The 16,085-nt window shown below is 67.7% G+C and carries 19 protein-coding genes; 17 read left to right on the forward strand and 2 right to left on the reverse strand.

What is annotated here, in order from left to right:
• Positions 1 to 45: 45 nt before the first annotated feature.
• The 14 genes from NLX83_RS21490 (at position 46) to NLX83_RS41930 (ending at position 11,641) form a co-directional block, all read left to right on the forward strand.
• Positions 46 to 1,419: a phage portal protein gene (locus NLX83_RS21490; RefSeq protein WP_254236873.1), complete on the forward strand. Its 1,374-nt coding sequence runs from the start codon at positions 46 to 48 to the stop codon at positions 1,417 to 1,419.
• Positions 1,420 to 1,436: 17 nt separating this feature from the next.
• The gene (locus NLX83_RS21495) at positions 1,437 to 3,491 is read left to right on the forward strand and encodes a VG15 protein (RefSeq protein ID WP_254236874.1); all 2,055 of its coding nucleotides are present in this window, start codon (positions 1,437 to 1,439) and stop codon (positions 3,489 to 3,491) included.
• Positions 3,492 to 3,794 (forward strand): hypothetical protein, encoded by a 303-nt coding sequence (locus NLX83_RS21500; protein WP_254236875.1) that lies wholly within the window; start codon positions 3,492 to 3,494, stop codon positions 3,792 to 3,794.
• 31 nt (positions 3,795 to 3,825) lie between these two features.
• Positions 3,826 to 4,353 (forward strand): hypothetical protein, encoded by a 528-nt coding sequence (locus NLX83_RS21505; RefSeq protein WP_254236876.1) that lies wholly within the window; start codon positions 3,826 to 3,828, stop codon positions 4,351 to 4,353.
• 66 nt (positions 4,354 to 4,419) lie between these two features.
• Positions 4,420 to 5,316 (forward strand): P22 phage major capsid protein family protein, encoded by an 897-nt coding sequence (locus NLX83_RS21510; RefSeq protein ID WP_254236877.1) that lies wholly within the window; start codon positions 4,420 to 4,422, stop codon positions 5,314 to 5,316.
• A 25-nt stretch (positions 5,317 to 5,341) separates the two neighbouring features.
• Positions 5,342 to 5,749 carry a hypothetical protein gene (locus NLX83_RS21515; protein ID WP_254236878.1) on the forward strand — a complete coding sequence of 136 codons (408 nt, stop codon included), beginning with the start codon at positions 5,342 to 5,344 and terminating at the stop codon, positions 5,747 to 5,749.
• Positions 5,750 to 5,768: 19 nt separating this feature from the next.
• Complete coding sequence (locus NLX83_RS21520; RefSeq protein ID WP_254236879.1) at positions 5,769 to 6,107, forward strand: phage head completion protein; 339 nt, start codon at positions 5,769 to 5,771, stop codon at positions 6,105 to 6,107.
• The gene (locus NLX83_RS21525; protein ID WP_308209347.1) at positions 6,044 to 6,388 is read left to right on the forward strand and encodes a DUF5403 family protein; all 345 of its coding nucleotides are present in this window, start codon (positions 6,044 to 6,046) and stop codon (positions 6,386 to 6,388) included. Before NLX83_RS21520 ends, NLX83_RS21525 begins: the two co-directional genes overlap by 64 nt.
• 16 nt (positions 6,389 to 6,404) lie before the next feature.
• A complete protein-coding gene (locus tag NLX83_RS21530) occupies positions 6,405 to 6,815 on the forward strand; it encodes a phage tail termination protein (protein WP_254236881.1) in 411 nt (136 codons plus the stop codon).
• Positions 6,816 to 6,833: 18 nt separating this feature from the next.
• Positions 6,834 to 7,406, forward strand: coding sequence for a phage tail tube protein (locus NLX83_RS21535; RefSeq protein ID WP_254236882.1), 573 nt, complete (start codon positions 6,834 to 6,836; stop codon positions 7,404 to 7,406).
• Positions 7,407 to 7,452: 46 nt separating this feature from the next.
• The gene (locus tag NLX83_RS21540; RefSeq protein ID WP_254236883.1) at positions 7,453 to 7,800 is read left to right on the forward strand and encodes a phage tail assembly protein; all 348 of its coding nucleotides are present in this window, start codon (positions 7,453 to 7,455) and stop codon (positions 7,798 to 7,800) included.
• Positions 7,752 to 8,162: a hypothetical protein gene (locus tag NLX83_RS21545; RefSeq protein WP_254236884.1), complete on the forward strand. Its 411-nt coding sequence runs from the start codon at positions 7,752 to 7,754 to the stop codon at positions 8,160 to 8,162. The genes NLX83_RS21540 and NLX83_RS21545 overlap by 49 nt, the downstream gene beginning before the upstream one ends.
• A 21-nt stretch (positions 8,163 to 8,183) precedes the next feature.
• The gene (locus NLX83_RS21550; RefSeq protein WP_254236885.1) at positions 8,184 to 10,721 is read left to right on the forward strand and encodes a phage tail protein; all 2,538 of its coding nucleotides are present in this window, start codon (positions 8,184 to 8,186) and stop codon (positions 10,719 to 10,721) included.
• Positions 10,722 to 10,768: 47 nt separating this feature from the next.
• The gene (locus tag NLX83_RS41930) at positions 10,769 to 11,641 is read left to right on the forward strand and encodes a phage distal tail protein (protein WP_254236886.1); all 873 of its coding nucleotides are present in this window, start codon (positions 10,769 to 10,771) and stop codon (positions 11,639 to 11,641) included.
• A 2-nt stretch (positions 11,642 to 11,643) separates the two neighbouring features.
• Here NLX83_RS41930 and NLX83_RS21560 read toward each other — a convergent pair whose 3' ends face one another.
• Entirely contained in the window at positions 11,644 to 12,573 is a 930-nt protein-coding gene (locus tag NLX83_RS21560) for a hypothetical protein (RefSeq protein WP_254236887.1), read from the reverse strand.
• Positions 12,574 to 13,117: 544 nt separating this feature from the next.
• Here NLX83_RS21560 and NLX83_RS21565 point away from each other — a divergent pair.
• The 3 genes from NLX83_RS21565 to NLX83_RS21575 are packed head-to-tail and all read left to right on the forward strand — an operon-like array spanning position 13,118 to position 15,615.
• Entirely contained in the window at positions 13,118 to 13,735 is a 618-nt protein-coding gene (locus NLX83_RS21565; protein WP_254236888.1) for a hypothetical protein, read from the forward strand.
• Entirely contained in the window at positions 13,732 to 14,865 is a 1,134-nt protein-coding gene (locus NLX83_RS21570; RefSeq protein WP_254236889.1) for a hypothetical protein, read from the forward strand. The genes NLX83_RS21565 and NLX83_RS21570 overlap by 4 nt, the downstream gene beginning before the upstream one ends.
• The gene (locus NLX83_RS21575) at positions 14,866 to 15,615 is read left to right on the forward strand and encodes a hypothetical protein (protein WP_254236890.1); all 750 of its coding nucleotides are present in this window, start codon (positions 14,866 to 14,868) and stop codon (positions 15,613 to 15,615) included. It abuts the gene before it with no gap.
• Here NLX83_RS21575 and NLX83_RS21580 read toward each other — a convergent pair whose 3' ends face one another.
• Positions 15,616 to 16,044: a hypothetical protein gene (locus NLX83_RS21580; RefSeq protein WP_254236891.1), complete on the reverse strand. Its 429-nt coding sequence runs from the start codon at positions 16,042 to 16,044 to the stop codon at positions 15,616 to 15,618. It lies immediately after the preceding gene.
• Positions 16,045 to 16,085 lie beyond the last annotated feature (41 nt).

The following is a 16,085-nucleotide window of genomic DNA, read 5'->3' on the forward strand; positions in this document are numbered from 1 at the left end:
CGCGCGAACACTGGGGGTGATGTGGTTCTCTCCCAACGGGATACGATGGACATCGCTACCCGCATCCACGCGGCCAACGGCGGCACGCGCGGCCGAACCGCGAGGCTGCTGCGCTACATCAACGGTGAGCACGACACCCCGCGCCTGCCCAGCGGGGTCAGCCCGGAACTGCGGCGGCTGGCCGAGGACTCGCGGCTGAACCTGTTGCCGCTGATCGTGGAATCCCACGTGCAGCGCCTGAAGGTGGACGGCTACCGCACGAAAGGCGCCGAGGCGAACTCCTCGCCGTGGGCGGACTGGCAGGCCAACCGGATGGACGCGCGTCAGTCGAGCGTGCACCGGGACGCCATTACCTACGGCGTGTCCTACGTCGTGGTGCTGCCCGGTGAGCCCTCGCCGGTCATCCGCCCAGTGTCCCCGCGTCGCATGGTCGCGGTCTATGACGACGAAGCCTCCGACGACTTTCCGTTGTACGCCTTGGAGGTTCGCCGCTCGGCGACACCGGCCGGGCCGCGCAATCTCGCGCGCTTGTATGACGCGAACGCGGTGTACTTCCTGGCCGCCGAGGAACACGGCGGAGGATGGTCCTATGTGGAGCATCGCGAGCACGGCTTGGATGTCTGCCCGGTGGTGCGGTTCCGCAACACCTACGAGACCAACGCCGAGGGCTACACGCTCGGTGAGATCGAGCGCCGCATTCCGATGCAAAACTCCTTGAACCAAACCAACTTCAGCCTTGCGGTGATCAAGGAGTTCGGGGCGTTCCGGCAGCGGTACGCCATCGGGTGGGAACCACCGCGCGATGAGAAGACCGGGTTGCCGCGCGAGGATGCCGCGCTGACCGCGTCCATCCGCCGCCTGTGGGCCTTCGGCGATCCCGACGTGAAGTTGGGCGAGTTCGACGCCACGAACATGGACGGCTACCTGCGCGCCCGCGAGGACGAGGTGCGGTTTCTGGCCGTGCTCGCCCAGGTTCCGCCCCAGGCGTTGCTCGGCCAGCTCGCCAACCTCTCGGCCGAGGCGCTGACCGCGACCGGCGTCGGGCAAGACCGCCTGATCGAGGACAGAGAAACGCTGTTCGGTGAGTCGTGGGAAGACGTTCTGCGCCTGTGTGCACGAGTCCGCGGTGACCTGATTGCCGCTTCTGACAACACATCCGAGGTGATTTGGCGCGACACCACCGCGCGCTCGCTGGCCCAGATCGTGGACGCGCTCGGGAAGATGGTTCAGATGCTGAGCGTCCCCGCTGAAGCGGTGTGGTCGCGCATCCCCGGCGTGACACAGACCGAAGTCGAGTCCTGGCAACGGATGGCGCGCGAAGGTGACAGCCTCGCCCAACTCGCCGCGACCCTGGACCGCCAAGCCGACACCGCCACGGAACCCACGCCCGCCGCCGAGGTGCCCGCGAGCACCGCGTGACGTGATCGGGGGTGGTCGTGGCCACCACCCCCCAGGGCCGTCAGCTCACCGTCGCGCACCGCCAGGCCCAGCTCGGCCACCGTGCTGACCTCACCCGAGGCGTGCTTGCCGCGTGGGGCGGGCTGGACGTGGCCAACCTCGCCGTGACCGCCAAGGCGGTGGCCGTGGTGCTGGCCGAGTTGGTGCGCGCGGCGTTCTCCCGTTCCGTGGACACCGCCGCCGAGTACGTGGTGCGGCACGCTGCCGCCGAGGGGGTCAAGATCACCCCGCACCGCGCGCTCGTTCCGGAGCGGGATCGGTTGCGGCTGCACCTGGAAACCAGCGTGCGTGCGTCCACCCTGACCGCTCTGCGTGCGGGCAAGAGCCCGCGTGAGGCGGGCGCGGTGGCGTTGGTGCGCACGACCGGGACCGCCACCCGGCTGGCGCTGGCAGGGGGCCGCGCCACGGTGACCGGTACCGCGCGCCGCTCGCGCCGCGTCAAGGGGTACCGGAGGATCACCAGCCAGACCCCGTGTCCGTTCTGCGCGCTGTTGGTCAGTCGAGGCGCAGTGTACCGCAGCAAGACGACCGCGTTGCTGGACTCCAGCGGCGAGTCCTACCACGACCATTGCGCCTGCCAGGCCGAACTCGTCTACCACGACGAACCAGCCACCGAGCACGAGAAGTGGTTGGCGGAGCTGTGGGAGGAAGCCACCAAGGGACTCAGCGGACGCGAAGCGCGGCTGGCCTTCGCCCGCGCCTACACCGCGTCCCTGGACGTGCGGCCAGCCGCGTTGCCGCCGTTGGAAGAAACCCGCATCGTTCCGTTCGCCTCGGTGGCCCAGCGGCACACCGTGTCGACCGAGACGCTGGCCGCGATCGAGCGGGCCGCCGCCGAATTGCCGACCACCACAGAGGAGTGGGACGCCCCGGTACAGCGCCCGATGGAACGGCGAATCGATGTGCGGCTACGCGAAGCCGAAGCGGCCGTGGAGGAAGCCGAGCAAGCGCTGTTCGCACGGCGCCAAGAGACCTCTGAGTACTTCCGGAGCAAGCGCACCCCGCACCATCGGCGTGACCGGCTCATGGATGAGCGCACCTCGCGGGAGCGCTCCGCCGTGGTGCTCGCCCGCAACCTGGTGGACTACCTGCGGGAGCTGGCCGATGGGGAGCGGCCCGAGGAGTTCGAGCGTGACGGGTGGGGCCGCGCGGATGAGCGTCCGAGCTACCTCTACCCGACCGACGCCAACGGTGTGCGGGTCCCGCCGACGATGTACGAGCGGCACCTGGACGCGGTGCTGGACGTCGGGAACCGCATCCTCGCCGACCTCCGTGCCGCGCTGCCCGAGGTTGACCTGGAACGCCGGGACGAATCGACCGAGGCCGAGTGCCGCGCCGCCGCCGCACGCGAAGCGGCTGTGCTGCGGGACTTGCTCGCCTCGGCTCGGTCCTTTGGTGGCTCGCACACCGATGCCACCGCGCTGACCGAGGACGATGATCGGAGCAACAGTCGACGGGGCCGCCGCGACTGGCGCGAACGCCTCGCTGAGGCCGAGGCCGAGTTTCCGGCGGACTGGATCGCGTTGTCTTCCCTCCGTCCGCTGCGGCTCGCGGCGTCCCCCAGGGCGTTCTACTCCTCGGATAGAGATCATCTCGCTATGCCGACACCGGACCGGGATCGCTCGATCTATGACGGCGGCTACCGCGACAGTACGGCCGAGGTGGTGGTGCACGAGATGGGCCACCGCATGGAACACACCGTGCCCGGTCTAACGCACCTGGAGTTCACCCTGGCACGTCGTCGCTCCACAGTGGACGGTGTGGTGGAACCGCTGCGCACCCTGCGCGAACTGACCGGCGTCGACGCTTACGGCCACCGCGAAGTTGCCTATCCCGATCGTTGGGCTGAGCCATACACGGGCAAGACCTACGAGGCATGGAGTAAGGAGCACCCGGCGAGCGCTGCATGGGAGGTCTTCCAAACTGGACTGCAAGACACCTTCGGCCGAGGAACACGGCGCTTCGGAGACACCGAGCTGCAAGCGTTCGTGCTCGGCTGCCTCGCCACCCTGCACCGGAAAGGAGGTGCCTAGGTGGCCTGGCGCATCACCAGCACGCCACCCGCGCGGTGGGTCGCCCACGACGGCCGGAGCTGGTCAGCGGACGCGGTGACTGCGTCCCGGATGACGGAGTGGTCGGGCCGCCCTGTCGAGCTGTTCCCCCTCGGCCCGATCTACACCCCCGACGACGCCGAGGACCAGAACGGCCTTTTCCTTCTGGCACAACAGGTTCTTCCCGGACGGCACCGCATCTCCGGTTCACCGCCGATACCCGAGCCCGCCATGGCCGCGCCTCTGGACGAGGCGTCAGAGGAGATCGCCGGGCTGGCCTACTAACCGCGAACCCACGCTGCACCGAGGAGAATCCTTGTCTAGCAACGAAAACATGCCCGCTCCAGGAGATGCCGCGCCGGTTGCCCTGTCACCTGGTGAGCCCGCAGGAGACATCAGCACCCTGCCGGACTGGGCACAGGCGCACGTGGCCGCCGTGACGCGCAGCGCGCAGACGTGGCAGGCGCAGTACGAGAAGGCCGCGCCGCTGGCGCAGCGTGCCGCCGAGCTGGAAGAGGCGGGCAAGTCCGAGCTACAGCGCGCACAGGAAGAGTTGATGCGGTTCCGCACCGAGGCCGAGACCGCAACCGACGCACTCGCCCGGCTGCGCGTGGCCCGCGCCGCCGGGCTGGCCGATGAGTTTGCCGAGCGGCTGGTGGGCACCGCGCCCGAGGACCTGGCCGCCGACGCCGCGAGGCTGGCCGCGCTGATCACCCCGCAGGCCAACACGCCCGAGACTGTTCCCCGCCGACCTGTTGAGGCGTTGACACCCGGCGACCGCATCGAACCCGACGCGGTCGACATCACCGACCTCGGCGTGCTCGGCAAGCGCATGTTTACCTGACCGCATCCGTCCACACAGGACAGAATCGGGCTCTGCGGTGAGCTGCCCAAACTCTGAAAGGCATTGATGCCCAACAACTTCTTCACGCCTGTGCAGGCCGCGCGGTCCTCTCTGGCCGCGCTGCGCTGGGTCACGACCCTGCCGAGAACCGTTCACCGCGACGCCGAAACCGACTTCGTTCCGGGGCTCGGCGCGGTCGTCAACGTCCGGAACCCGATCGACGCGGGCGAAGCCCGCACCTACAGCCAGGCCGACCGGGACGCCAAGCGCGAGATTGTACTGGACAACCTGTCCGAGACCACGGTGCCGGTGAAGCTCGATACCCATCTGTACAAGGCGGTCGGTCTGTCCGATGAGGACTTGACGCTCAACATCAGCGACTTCGAGCGGCAGGTTCTGCGCCCGCAGACCGAAAGCGTGGCCAAGTCCCTACCGAATCCGTTGATCGCCAACATGGTGGCCATCGCCGGAGATCCCGGCACTGTGATGTCCGCTGACGGCGCGAACGCCTTGAAGGTGATCACCAGGGCGCGCAGGATTCTCAACAGCCGTCAGGTCCCGCTCGATCAGCGATGGTTGGCCCTCGGCGTTGGTCTGGCCGAGGCCGTGTGCAACCTGCCGCAGATCACCGAGGCCGACAAGTCCGGCACCGACGGCGCCCTACGCGAAGGGATTGTGGGTCGGCTGCGCGGCTTCACGCTGGTGGAGGACCCGCACCTTCCTGAGGACGTGGGCGTGGCGTATCACCGCGATGCGTTTGCGTTCGTCTCCCGCCCACCGGCGAACCCGTCCGGGGCGACGCGCTCGGAAACCGTTGCGGCGGACGGGTTCTCGGTGCGCTGGATTCAGGACTACGACCCGAGGTTCTTGATGGACCGCAGCGTGGTGTCCGCGTTCGTCGGCGCCACCACCCTGGACGCCAAGCGCGCTATCAAGATCACCACCGCGTCCACCACTCCCTGACCAACCGAGAGGAGGCGATCCCGCCGTGGCGTTGCCTGCGCTCGCATCCCTTCCCGCTCTGGTCGCTCGCATCGGCACCACCGTGGACGCACTGTCCGATGTGGAGCGAGCGCGAGCGCAGGCAGCGCTAGAAGACGCCTCGGCGCTCGTGCGTTCCCGCACCCGCCGACCGTTCATCCCACCCGAAGTACCGGATGCGGTTTCCACGGCCGCGCTGTTGATCGCCGGGCGTCTCTATGCCGCGCGCACCGATGGGCTGCGCGAGCTGCGGGTGGGCGAAGTCGCCGAGTCGTACATGCCCGGTGCCGGAGGTGGCGCCGACGGGCTGACCGCGATTGAGCGCGCCCTACTGGGCCCGTGGTTGTCCTCGGCTACCTCGGTACCCCTGGCCCTGGACCGCGCCGTCAACCCCGACCCTTGGGACCTGCTCTAGCAACAGATGCGGGGGTGAGGTGGGCGCGCTCGATCACGGTCCCGAGACCGTCACTATCTACCCCGCCGTGACGACAATCGACCCCGACGGCAACACGATCACCGTCCCGGACGAAGCGCGCCCGGTCGTGGTGCGCGGCTGCCACATCCAACCTGAAACCTCCACAGTGGACACCATTCTGGGGCAAACCGCTGAGATCCGGTATCGGCTGATCGTGCGCGACGCACCGTTGGGCGCGTGGGCGGTCGTGGTGTGGCGGGGCCGCCGTTACGACGTGCTCGGTGAACCCCGGCTGTGGCCGCACCCGCCGCGCCTGCGTCACATCACTGCCACCCTGCGAGCTGGAAAGGCCCTCTGATCGCCACGGTTTCCCGCTACACCAACAACATCCTCTCCCGCATGCGCGGTGTCCGACACGCACTCATCGAGCACGCCGAGGGCATCGCCGCGACCGCGCGAGCAGACCTCGGCCAGCACCGCCACGGCGGTGACGCCCGCATCACCCGAAGTCGCGGAACCGTGGATTCCTTTGTGTCACTGGAAGATCCTGCGGCCGAGGCAATCGAGTTCGGTCACCTCGCGCCCGACGGGACGGTGGTGGAAGGGCTGCACATCCTTACCCGCGCCGCCGACCTGTAACCCGCCGGAGGTGAGGATGGGCCGTTATCTCCCCGACGCCGAGGTGCTGGTGTGCGCCATCCTGCGGGATGCCCTCCCGGACATCGATGTGGTGACCCTGATTCCGCCTGATCTCGCTGACCGTCCGCGCCCGCTGGTGTGGGTGCGTCGTATTGGTGGATCGGCGGTACATCCACAGTTTCTCGACCGCGCCACTGTGGACATTCAGTGCTGGGGAACCGGCAGGCGACAAGTCGCCGGCCTGGCCGAGCAGGTTCGCTCGATCCTGTGGAACACCCACCGCGCACAGACGGCTCGCGCCGAGGGTTCCCTTGCCAGCTACCAAGAATCCAGCGCACCCGCCGAGATCCGCACCGGTACGCAGTCGCCTCGGCTCTACCGCTACCAAGCCACCTACTCACTTGGCATCCGCCCACCGCACTCTTGAATCCATTGTGGAGGTTCGTTGCCGCTCGTTTCCGACGCGGTGTTCCTGCCCTCGCGCATGCACATCTTCACCGCGCCCACCACGCTGGCCATGCCGACCATCGCCATGGTCAAGGCAGCGCCCGACGTTGTCCCGCAAGGGATGGACGACCTCGGCCACACCGACTTGGAAGACGATGTCGAGTTCGATGTGGACGGCGGAGACTCCGAAACCAAGGGCAGCCGCCAAGCCAAAGCGCTGCGGGAGATCGTCGAAGAGACCATTGACCGCGTCACCGTGCGCTCAATCCAGCTCACCAATGACATCCTGACCCTGTTCCACGGCGGCGGAACAACCAGTAACCCCAACAGGTTCGACGCTCCGTCCGCATCCGGGACCACCGCGAAGGCGGTGTTGTTCGTCTTCATCGACGGAGCCAAGCGCGCCGGGCTGTGGTGGCCGTTGACCAGCATCCGCCGGGACGGCGGGCTGCGCGCCGACGCCGAGAACTTCCTGGCCTGGCCGCTGCGCATCACCCGCCTGACCCCGACCGGGAAGCCTCCCGAGTCGTGGCTGGCCGACGGGCTCGGCACCACACCGGCCACCCCGTAGTCCGCGGTTCCTTGCTTCCCTTCTCCTGCAACGAAAGAGGCATACCTTGCGTGAGACATTGGATGATCTGCGCGCCCACCTGGATGCGCGTTTCGGTGACTACCTGGTGGCCACCCCGGAAGGGGACGTGGTGCTGCGCGCGGTGATCCGCTTGCCTAAGGACGCTCGCGGTGAGATCGAGTCCCGGCTGGCGTTGATGGAAGAATCCAACACCGCTGACACCGACACCGCGTTGGGGCACATGCGGGATGTCCTCTCGATCGCCGCGAACCGGCCCGATGCGCTGTGGGCGATGATCGAGGCCGACCCCGAGGCCGACGCGCTGACCACGATCCTGTTCGAGCGATGGGCAAAGGCGACGCAGCCGGGGGAAGCCTCGCGCTCGCCGCGCTGATCGACTCCCACGGCGGCGAGCTGATCGCGGACTTCCAAGCCCACTACAGACTCGATCTCTCCGACGTTCTTCGGCCGGACTCCGGTCTCACCCCGCGCCGCACGCTGCTGTTGGCCGAACATCTTCCCTCCGGCAGCGCGACGGTGGCCGCGCTACTCGGCGGCCCGGAGCACCGCGAGTGGTCGACCCTGGCGCACCTGCTCGCCGCGCTTGTGGACGCCACGCAGGCGGGGAATTGGCAACGCGGCGGCGGCAACGGCAAGCGGCCGAGGCCGATCACGCGGCCACGGCCGCGCCGAGCCGGGGCACGCGCCGCCCGCGCGGTCTCCCGCATGGTCACCGCCAACCACCGGAGCGCCTGACGCTCGGACGGGGGTGCGCGGATGGCGGGTCCCGGCGGCCGAGAGATCGGCCGTGTGTCCGTCCGGGTGCTCCCGGACACCAGCGCGTTCGGGCGTGGTCTTCAGCGCTATCTCGATCGCACCGAATCCCGGACCCGGCTTCAGATTGGCGTCGGGGTGGACGCCTCGGCGATGGCGGCTGAGGTCCGCACTGCCGTCACGGCCGCGACCGCGTCCGCCCCGGAGATCGCCCTCACTCCGAGCGTGGATCGCGCGACGCTGGCCGCCGAGGTCACCACGGCCGCGCGGAACGCGGGCGGCAAGGTGGAGCTCGCAGCGGCGGTCAACGGCACCAAGGCCACTACCGAGACCGTGGCGTTGGCTCGGCGGCTCGGCCGAACCCCGGTCGAACTCCCGGTAGAGCTTCAACGCCAACGGCTCGCCGCGCTGCGCACCGAGGTCCGCGCGAGCCTGACCCGCCTCACGGCCGAGGCCAAGGTGCAGGTGCGCACCGAGCTGGAGTCCACCACGGGCGGGCGCCTCGCCCTCGCCGTCGCGGCCCTGGCCCGGCGGGCGGCGGCCACCATTCCCCTGTCGGTCGACCTCGACCGCGCCAAGCTCGGCCGCGCGGTCTCGGCACTGGGCGCCATGGTCACCAGCCTCGCCACGGTCGCGGGCAAGGGCGCCGCGCTCGGTGGACTGGTCGGTGCCCTGGTGGCGGTGGCCTCGGCCGCCGCGCAGGCCGGTGGCGCGGTCGCGCTGCTACCCGCCGTCGCGGGTGTCGCGTTGATCGCCTTCACCGCGCTCAAGGTCGGCATGGCCGGGTTCGGCGAGGCCATGGCCAACATCCGCGATCCGGCCAAGTTCGCCGAGTCCCTGGCCAAGCTCTCGCCCGCCGCGCGTGAGACCGCGCTCGCGGTCAGATCCCTTGTCCCCGCTTGGGACTCTCTCAAGCTCGACGTGCAAGACCAGCTCTTCCGAGGGCTCGGCGGAACCGTCCGCGAACTCGGCTCGGCCTATCTTCCGGTGCTGCGCACCGGCCTGTCCGACACCGCCGGAGCACTCAACGCCGGTGCACAGAACTTCGCGAAGTTCGCTTCCAGCAAGCAAAGTGTGGCTGATCTCGGCCACCTGTTCGACAACGCGCGCGGCGCGGTGTTCAACCTCGGGCAGGCGTTCACCCCGGTCATGGCCGGACTTCGGGACATCGCCGTGGTCGGCTCGGACTTCCTTCCCAAACTGACGGCCGGTGCCGGTGCGGCGGCACAGAGGTTCGCTGATTTCGCTTCCCGTGCAAGGGAATCAGGGCAGATGGCGCAGTGGATCTCCGCCGCGCTGGAGACCTTGCGGACCCTGCGCGAGATCCTGGGCAACGTCGCCTCCGCCTTCGGTGCGGTGATGCGTGCCGGGCAGGAAACCGGCGGCGGCCTACTCCAGATCATCCGCGATCTGACCGGCCAACTGGCCGCGTTCCTGAACTCCGCGCAGGGACAGGAAGCCCTCAAGGGCGTGTTTGCGGCGGTGGCCGAGGTCGCCCGCCTAGTCGTGCCGCTGCTGATCGATCTCGCCCGGATCATCGGCACCACCGTGGCGCCGGCCATCGGGCAGTTCGTTTCCACGCTGGCGGCGGGCGGCGGACTGCAAGCCGCGCTGAGCGCTGTAGGTGTTGCGCTACAAGCACTTGCGCCCGCGTTCGGGCCGATGGGAGCAGCGCTCTCCGCACTGCTCGCGGCGGTGGCTCCGCTGATACCGCCGCTGGCCGAGATCGCCGGAAAACTGCTGACCGCCATCGCCGAGGCCATCGCGAAGATCGACTGGACGCCGCTGATCGACGGTGTGCTAGCGGTGTTCAACGCGCTGCTCCCGCTGCTCGATCCGTTGGTATCGCTGATCAAACTCGGTGGCGAACTCGCCTCGGCCGCGCTGCCCATCCTCGGAACGGCGCTTCAGGTGGCGGCGGACATCATCGGCTTCGTCGTTGGGATCGTCGTCGGAGCGGTGACCGCGTTCGCCGATTTCACGTCCGCGATCGGACGTGGTGTGTCCTTCGTCAGTGACAAGCTCGCCGAGTTTTCCGCTTGGGGTGGAAGGAAAATTGACGAGTTCGTTGACTTCGTCGCCGACCTTCCGGGCAAGATCGGGCGCTTCTTCGCCGACGCCGGATCATGGCTGCTCTCCGCCGGGGCCGACATCATCAACGGCTTGATCAAGGGCGTCAAGGACGGCGCGAAGTGGCTCTACGACAGCCTCAAGGGCATAGCCCGCGGAGCGATCGACACGGTCAAGGGCTGGCTCGGGATCTCCAGTCCCAGCAAGGAAATGGCCAAGCTCGGACGATGGACGAGCGAGGGATTCGCACGCGGGATCACCGACGGAATCCCGCTCGCCGCCCGCGCGGCGGCAGCTCTGTCCGACTCGGCATTGATCGCCCCACCCGAGGCGACCTTACCGACGGCAGAGGGCACCGGAAGCGGTAGTGGCGGCGTGGTCATCAACGTCTATCCAGCTGCTGGGCAGTCCGAGGAATCCATTGCCGCCAACGTATCCAGGCGGCTGGCGTTCGCGGGGAGGTTCGCCTGACCCACCCCGTTTTTCCCACCGGGCTGCCCCTGCCCGAAACCTGGACTGTGGACGGCACGGTGATCAACGGAGCCCCGAACCTCAATGGCGGCGCGGAAATCGTCGCCGACGAGATCACTGGATGGGCTGGGTCGGCGGCGCCGAGGACATCCCGTCCGCCTCGGCCCGCCCGCTCCGGCACCTACCGCAGCCCGACCTACCGCGACGCTCGCGTGATCACCCTCGCCGGGTGGCTGTGGGCGCCCACCCCCGCTCTGCGACTCGCCGCCGAGCACCGCGTGGCGGCGCTGTGCTCCGCCCCTGACACGCTGTATCCCCTGCGGCACAACGATGTCCGCTCAGGCGAGGACCTGGTGGCCACAGTCGAGCTGGACGGACCGGTAATGGTGACCACCCGCACCGACCACCACGCCGTGTGGTCGGTACAGCTCGCTGCACCGGACCCGCTCAAGTACGCGCCCGAGCCACTGATCACCTCAACGCGACTGCCGATCGATGGCACTGGCATCAACTGGTCCACCCAGGGCAAAGGAGTGGACTGGACCGGAGGCGGGCGCGGTGGGATTGATTGGGGCACAACGACATCAACCGGTACCGCAGTCCTGCGTAACCCTGGAACCGCGCCGAGCTGGCCGCACTTCACCATTACCGGCCCGGTCAACACCCCCGAGATCACAGACACCGCAACCGGCCGCACCCTGCGCTACTCCGGAACCCTGACCGCCGGGGAAACGCTCACGATCGACACCCACCCCCACCGCCGCACCGTCCGACTTGACGGCACATGGGTGAGGCCCCGACTGGTGTCGGCTGAATGGTTCCCATTGCCACCAGCAAGCAGAAGGTCAGTCTCTTTTCGAGCCGCGCGAATCTCACGCGAAGCACTGCTGTCGATCGTTATATTTTCGGCATACAATTGACCCTACCTGGAAAGTGATACAATCAAAGCAAGAAGAGATGTCACCAAGCTTCCCCAGCTGGCCAGTGGATAAAGAAAGTCCTTTGCGACACTGGACCTGCTGTAATTTCTCATGGGATCCAGGTATTGAGCATATCTATCGGGAATAGGCTCATCTTCTCGGTATGCAAAGGCGATTTCACTATAGAGAGCACGTAGGTCGGGTAGTAGATCTGGAACGTCCAACGCCACAATTATTGATGCGTCTCGCAAGAACTGTGCGTATTGCTTACGAGAAGCCTTGGGGTTTTCTTCCAGGTCGATATTTATGAGAGGAGCTGAAAGGTGCAGCGCTCGCTCTGATACAGCCGGAGGAGAGCGCCAGCTCAACCTGCCATCCTGAACGCTGCGAAATAGATGGCGTGCTGCGCGGCCTGTGATATTCGCCGTCAGGACCATGTGGTTTCTGCTAAATGGCGATATGTGCTTTCCCTTAAGTGCGCGCTCAGCCTTCCGCATCTCCCATTGGAAGCGGTGATAGGGATGCCAAATGTTCACAACAGCTGCAATTGTTGACCTGCCGCCAAAGAATGCCATAATGCATAGCGGTACGGCCGATACCACCACTTTCCACGGCGCAAGTGGGGTGGATGGTCCAGCTTTGAGCATTTCCCACACCTGCGTGCACCCGAAGTAGAAGAGTGCGGGAATCATCAGGGCTGCGGCGAGAGAAATTGCCGGGCGCAGCCGCGCGTACCGAAGATCCTTTTTCAGAATGGTGGCAGGAACGTCCTTGTCGGTGAGTTTCTTGACCAGTATCGCAGCCCTCTCCAGGTCGAGCGGAGGATGAAATGCATGCCTCTTTGGTGGACGGTAGTTGATATCCACCAAGGGAAAGTCACTTTCGGCCTGCGCGGCTTCGTTCTCGTCTGCTGAACCTACCGCTCTCGCCATTCCCGAAAGCATAGATGTCGCGTGTGACGCAAGGGTCAAAATTTTGGAACAGATTGGACTACTTCTGCCTTCCAATGTGTCGATGACGGACGCTTGGTCGTTGCAGTTATCGAATTCCTCGCGGGATGGTCGTTACGCCCTAGGTGCACTTCTCGGCCCTGCCTCCGGCGGGCCGATGGCATGGCGAGACGGTGTGCTGCCCTCCGCCTCTATCTCTGGGTCTGTCGTGGACTTGCGTCCGATCCCCTCGGCTACTCCGGATCGCAGCCTCCGCGTCTACCCCGGCTCCTGCGTCATCTCACGAGGACCTGAAGGGCCGTACTTGTGTTGGACTGCAACGACATCCACGATCACAGCCGAGCCCGCGGATACCGCCAATGACCGCATCGATCTCTTGATCGCGCGGTTGTACGACGAAGCCATCGGTGACCCAAAATCGGGTCCGTGGCTGGAAATTCTCACCGGTCAGCCCTCCGCCACGCCCTCGACACCCGCTGTACCGGAAGGCGCGATCGGTCTCGCGGACTTGACTCGCCGCGCGGGTGTGGATGCGATCGGTCTCGCAGAGATCCGCGACCGCCGCCGCGCCGCGTGGGTACGCGGCGGTGTTCGTCTGCTCCTGCCTGGCGATGACCGGGCCGAGCCGGGCGCCTACGTCGGGGAGTACCGGCACCGCAACGGATTGGAGGCGTGGGATGGCTCCCTGTGGCGCGGAACGCGTGCGCTGCCCGCGCTGCACACCACGACCATCAGCGAACGCCGAGGCGTCACCGAACCGGTGAGCGTCGCCGCGCTGACGGTGCCCGATCCTGGGTGGCCGTACCAGCTCACCGTGTCCGCATCGGCCGAGCTGGTCGTGTCCGATCAGGACGGAGAGAACGTCCCCGCCGGGCGCGCCGACCTCTCGGTGCGGCTGGACGCGCTCACCGGGCCGGTGCTGGCAACCGGCGTCGGCCCGGACACCACGGTGTTGCGCGGCACCTACCGTCAACCCGTGGTGCGGCTGGGCAAGCACACCACGACCAACGTCGGCCGCTCCGGCACGCTCACCGGTACTCACACCGTGCACTTGGTCGCCGCAGGCGTCTACGGCGATCCTGGGTACCGCCATGGGGTCGCGCCGTTCAACGGCTCGCTGTTCGTTCAGGCGGTGGCCGTGTGAGCGACGCAGGCTCACCGTGGTCGGTGTGGATCGCCCACACCCGTACCGGGCGCCTGGTCGCCGAGCTGCCCACCATCGGCACCCCGAAGTGGACCTGCGCGGTCAACGCGGCCGGGTCGGTGGAAGTCGTGGTTGCCCTCGGCGACCCGGGGGTGCCGAAGCGCGATGCGTTGCGGGCGATGCTCGCCCCGGTCCGGTTCTGCCTCGCGGTGGCCTACGGACAGCATCTCGTCCAGGCCGGGCCGATCTGGACTCACCGCTACACCGACACCAACGCCACGCTCACTATCGGTGCCTCGGGACTGTGGGGCTTGTTCGAACGGCGCTTGGTGTTGCCACCGCACTATTCCGCGATCACCGATCCCTCGGCGGATCTTCGGATCGGCCCTGCCTCGCTGCACTCCCTCGCTCGCGCCCTGGTCGAGGCAGGCGAGTCCCGCCCGCGTGCGGATCTGCCCGTCGTCTACCCGCCGGAGATCGCGGGCACGAACTCGCGCATCTACCGGGGCTTTGACCTCCGGCCGCTCGGTGACGCGTTGCGCTCGCTGGGCTCCGAGGACGGCGGCAGTGAAGTGGAGTTCCGGCCGAGGTTCACCGAGGACCGCGAGCGGCTGGAATGGGTGATGCGGATCGGGGCGCCGCTGCTCGCGCAGTCCGGTGCGCCCCGGGTCTATGACTACGGGGCCGGGCTGGTCGCGGTGGACGCCGACACCGACGGCTCCAATCTCGCCTCGGCGGTGTTCGTGCGTGGCAACGGAATGGAACGTGGCCTGCTCACCGGACACGCCGTGAACGCCGAGCTGGTCGACGCCGGGTACCCGTTGACCGAAGTCGTGATCGGCGACCACACGTCCGTCACGGAACAGTCCACGTTGGACTCCTACGCCCGCGCCTACGCCGCGATGCTGTCCCGTCCCACCGAGCTGTGGTCCGCCGTCGTGCGCACCGACCCCGGCGACGGCGGCCCCACCCTCGCCGGACTCGCCCCTGGGGACTTCGTCGTGTTCGGGCTCGACAGGCACCCTTGGCTCCCCGATGGGCACTACGAACAGCGCGTGCTCGGCATGGAGTCCGGCGAGGACACCGAGCACGTTTCCCTGACCCTGCAACGCGAACTCGCCGAGGTGTGAATGCCCGCGACCCCTGCCCGCGCCAATGACTTGCTCGCGTGGGTCAAGCGGATCGAGAACCGGATGGACGAAGCCGATCGACGCACCCTGTACAGCGTGGTGATTTCCTCCGGCGGGCTGACCATCCGCGACCTCGGCGGCATCACCGCCCAGGATCTCGACGGCGACACGACGTTCTTCACCGGAGGATTCGGCGGCGACTGGTCACGCCCCGACGGCACCGCGCAGCCCATCACCTACATTGCCGACGACCGGGGAGCCTGGCGCATCGCGGTGTTCGACAACACGCCCAACAGCGGGGTCTACCGCCAGTTCGCGGCGGTATTCGACTACTCCGGGAACATCGTGCTCGGCGACGACGCCGAGTCCGGCCAAGGGCTCGCCCGCCCCTACATCCCGCTCTCGGTCTCCGCCGCCCAGTACAAGGCGTGGCCCGCCACCGCCGCGACCGGATGGGAGACGCTGGAGACGATTCGGTACTGCAAACAACATCCACGGATCGACGTGCACCTACGCGCCACCACCGACACCGACCCCGCCACGCGCGGCGAAGTCCGCCTACGCGAACAGGGCGGGACGGTCATCGGCCCCGTGCACGCGATCGAGTACGCGCAGACCCTGCGCTACAGCAACGGCCCCGTCCCCGGAGACTTCTCCGACCTACGCGAAGTCCACCTGGAAGCCCGCCGCACAGCAGGCACCGGAGTGGTGCGCGCGACCGTCGCCTACGCCGCAGGCGTCCAAAGCTGATCAGGCCGAGCCGTTGCGCACCCCGTCGTCGGCACAATCGGGCACCTTGAACTCGCCCTTGAGGCACTTCGTGTACACCGGCGGATCGATGAGCTTCGGCGGCGTCGGCGCGCCCGGCTCGCTGGACGGGGCAGGCGGCACCGGGCGCTGACCGGCATCGCGCTGCGGCTGCGTGCTCGGCCGCGCCACCGGCGGATTCGTCGGCCGCGTCGCCGAGCTGCCCGACGGCGCCGGGATCACGATCGTCGTCGTGGTCGGGATGACCGGCGGCGCCGAGCTGGTCGAGTGCGGCGTGCTCGGTCCGTCGCCGACCTCGGACAGGTTCTCGTCGTTGGCCGTCAAGCTCGCACCGATCGCGATTCCGACGACCGCGAACACGGCCAGCACTCCGGCAACCACTCTGCCCGGTAACGCAGCGATCCCGCGCACATCAACCCCCTGCAATCCCCTGACGCGCCACGTGAAAGCGC

This window comes from Allokutzneria sp. A3M-2-11 16 (genome assembly GCF_024213555.1).
GTDB lineage: Bacteria > Actinomycetota > Actinomycetes > Mycobacteriales > Pseudonocardiaceae > Allokutzneria.

Excerpts from the sequence above, each read along its gene's own strand:
- NLX83_RS21490 (WP_254236873.1), top strand. The coding sequence starts at position 46 with ATGGACATCGCTACCCGCATCCACGCGGCCAACGGCGGCACGCGCGGC.
- NLX83_RS21510 (WP_254236877.1), top strand. The coding sequence starts at position 4,420 with ATGCCCAACAACTTCTTCACGCCTGTGCAGGCCGCGCGGTCCTCTCTG.
- NLX83_RS21530 (WP_254236881.1), top strand. The coding sequence starts at position 6,405 with ATGGGCCGTTATCTCCCCGACGCCGAGGTGCTGGTGTGCGCCATCCTG.
- NLX83_RS21545 (WP_254236884.1), top strand. The coding sequence starts at position 7,752 with ATGGGCAAAGGCGACGCAGCCGGGGGAAGCCTCGCGCTCGCCGCGCTG.
- NLX83_RS21550 (WP_254236885.1), top strand. The coding sequence starts at position 8,184 with ATGGCGGGTCCCGGCGGCCGAGAGATCGGCCGTGTGTCCGTCCGGGTG.
- NLX83_RS21560 (WP_254236887.1), bottom strand. The coding sequence starts at position 12,573 with ATGGCGAGAGCGGTAGGTTCAGCAGACGAGAACGAAGCCGCGCAGGCC.
- NLX83_RS21575 (WP_254236890.1), top strand. The coding sequence starts at position 14,866 with ATGCCCGCGACCCCTGCCCGCGCCAATGACTTGCTCGCGTGGGTCAAG.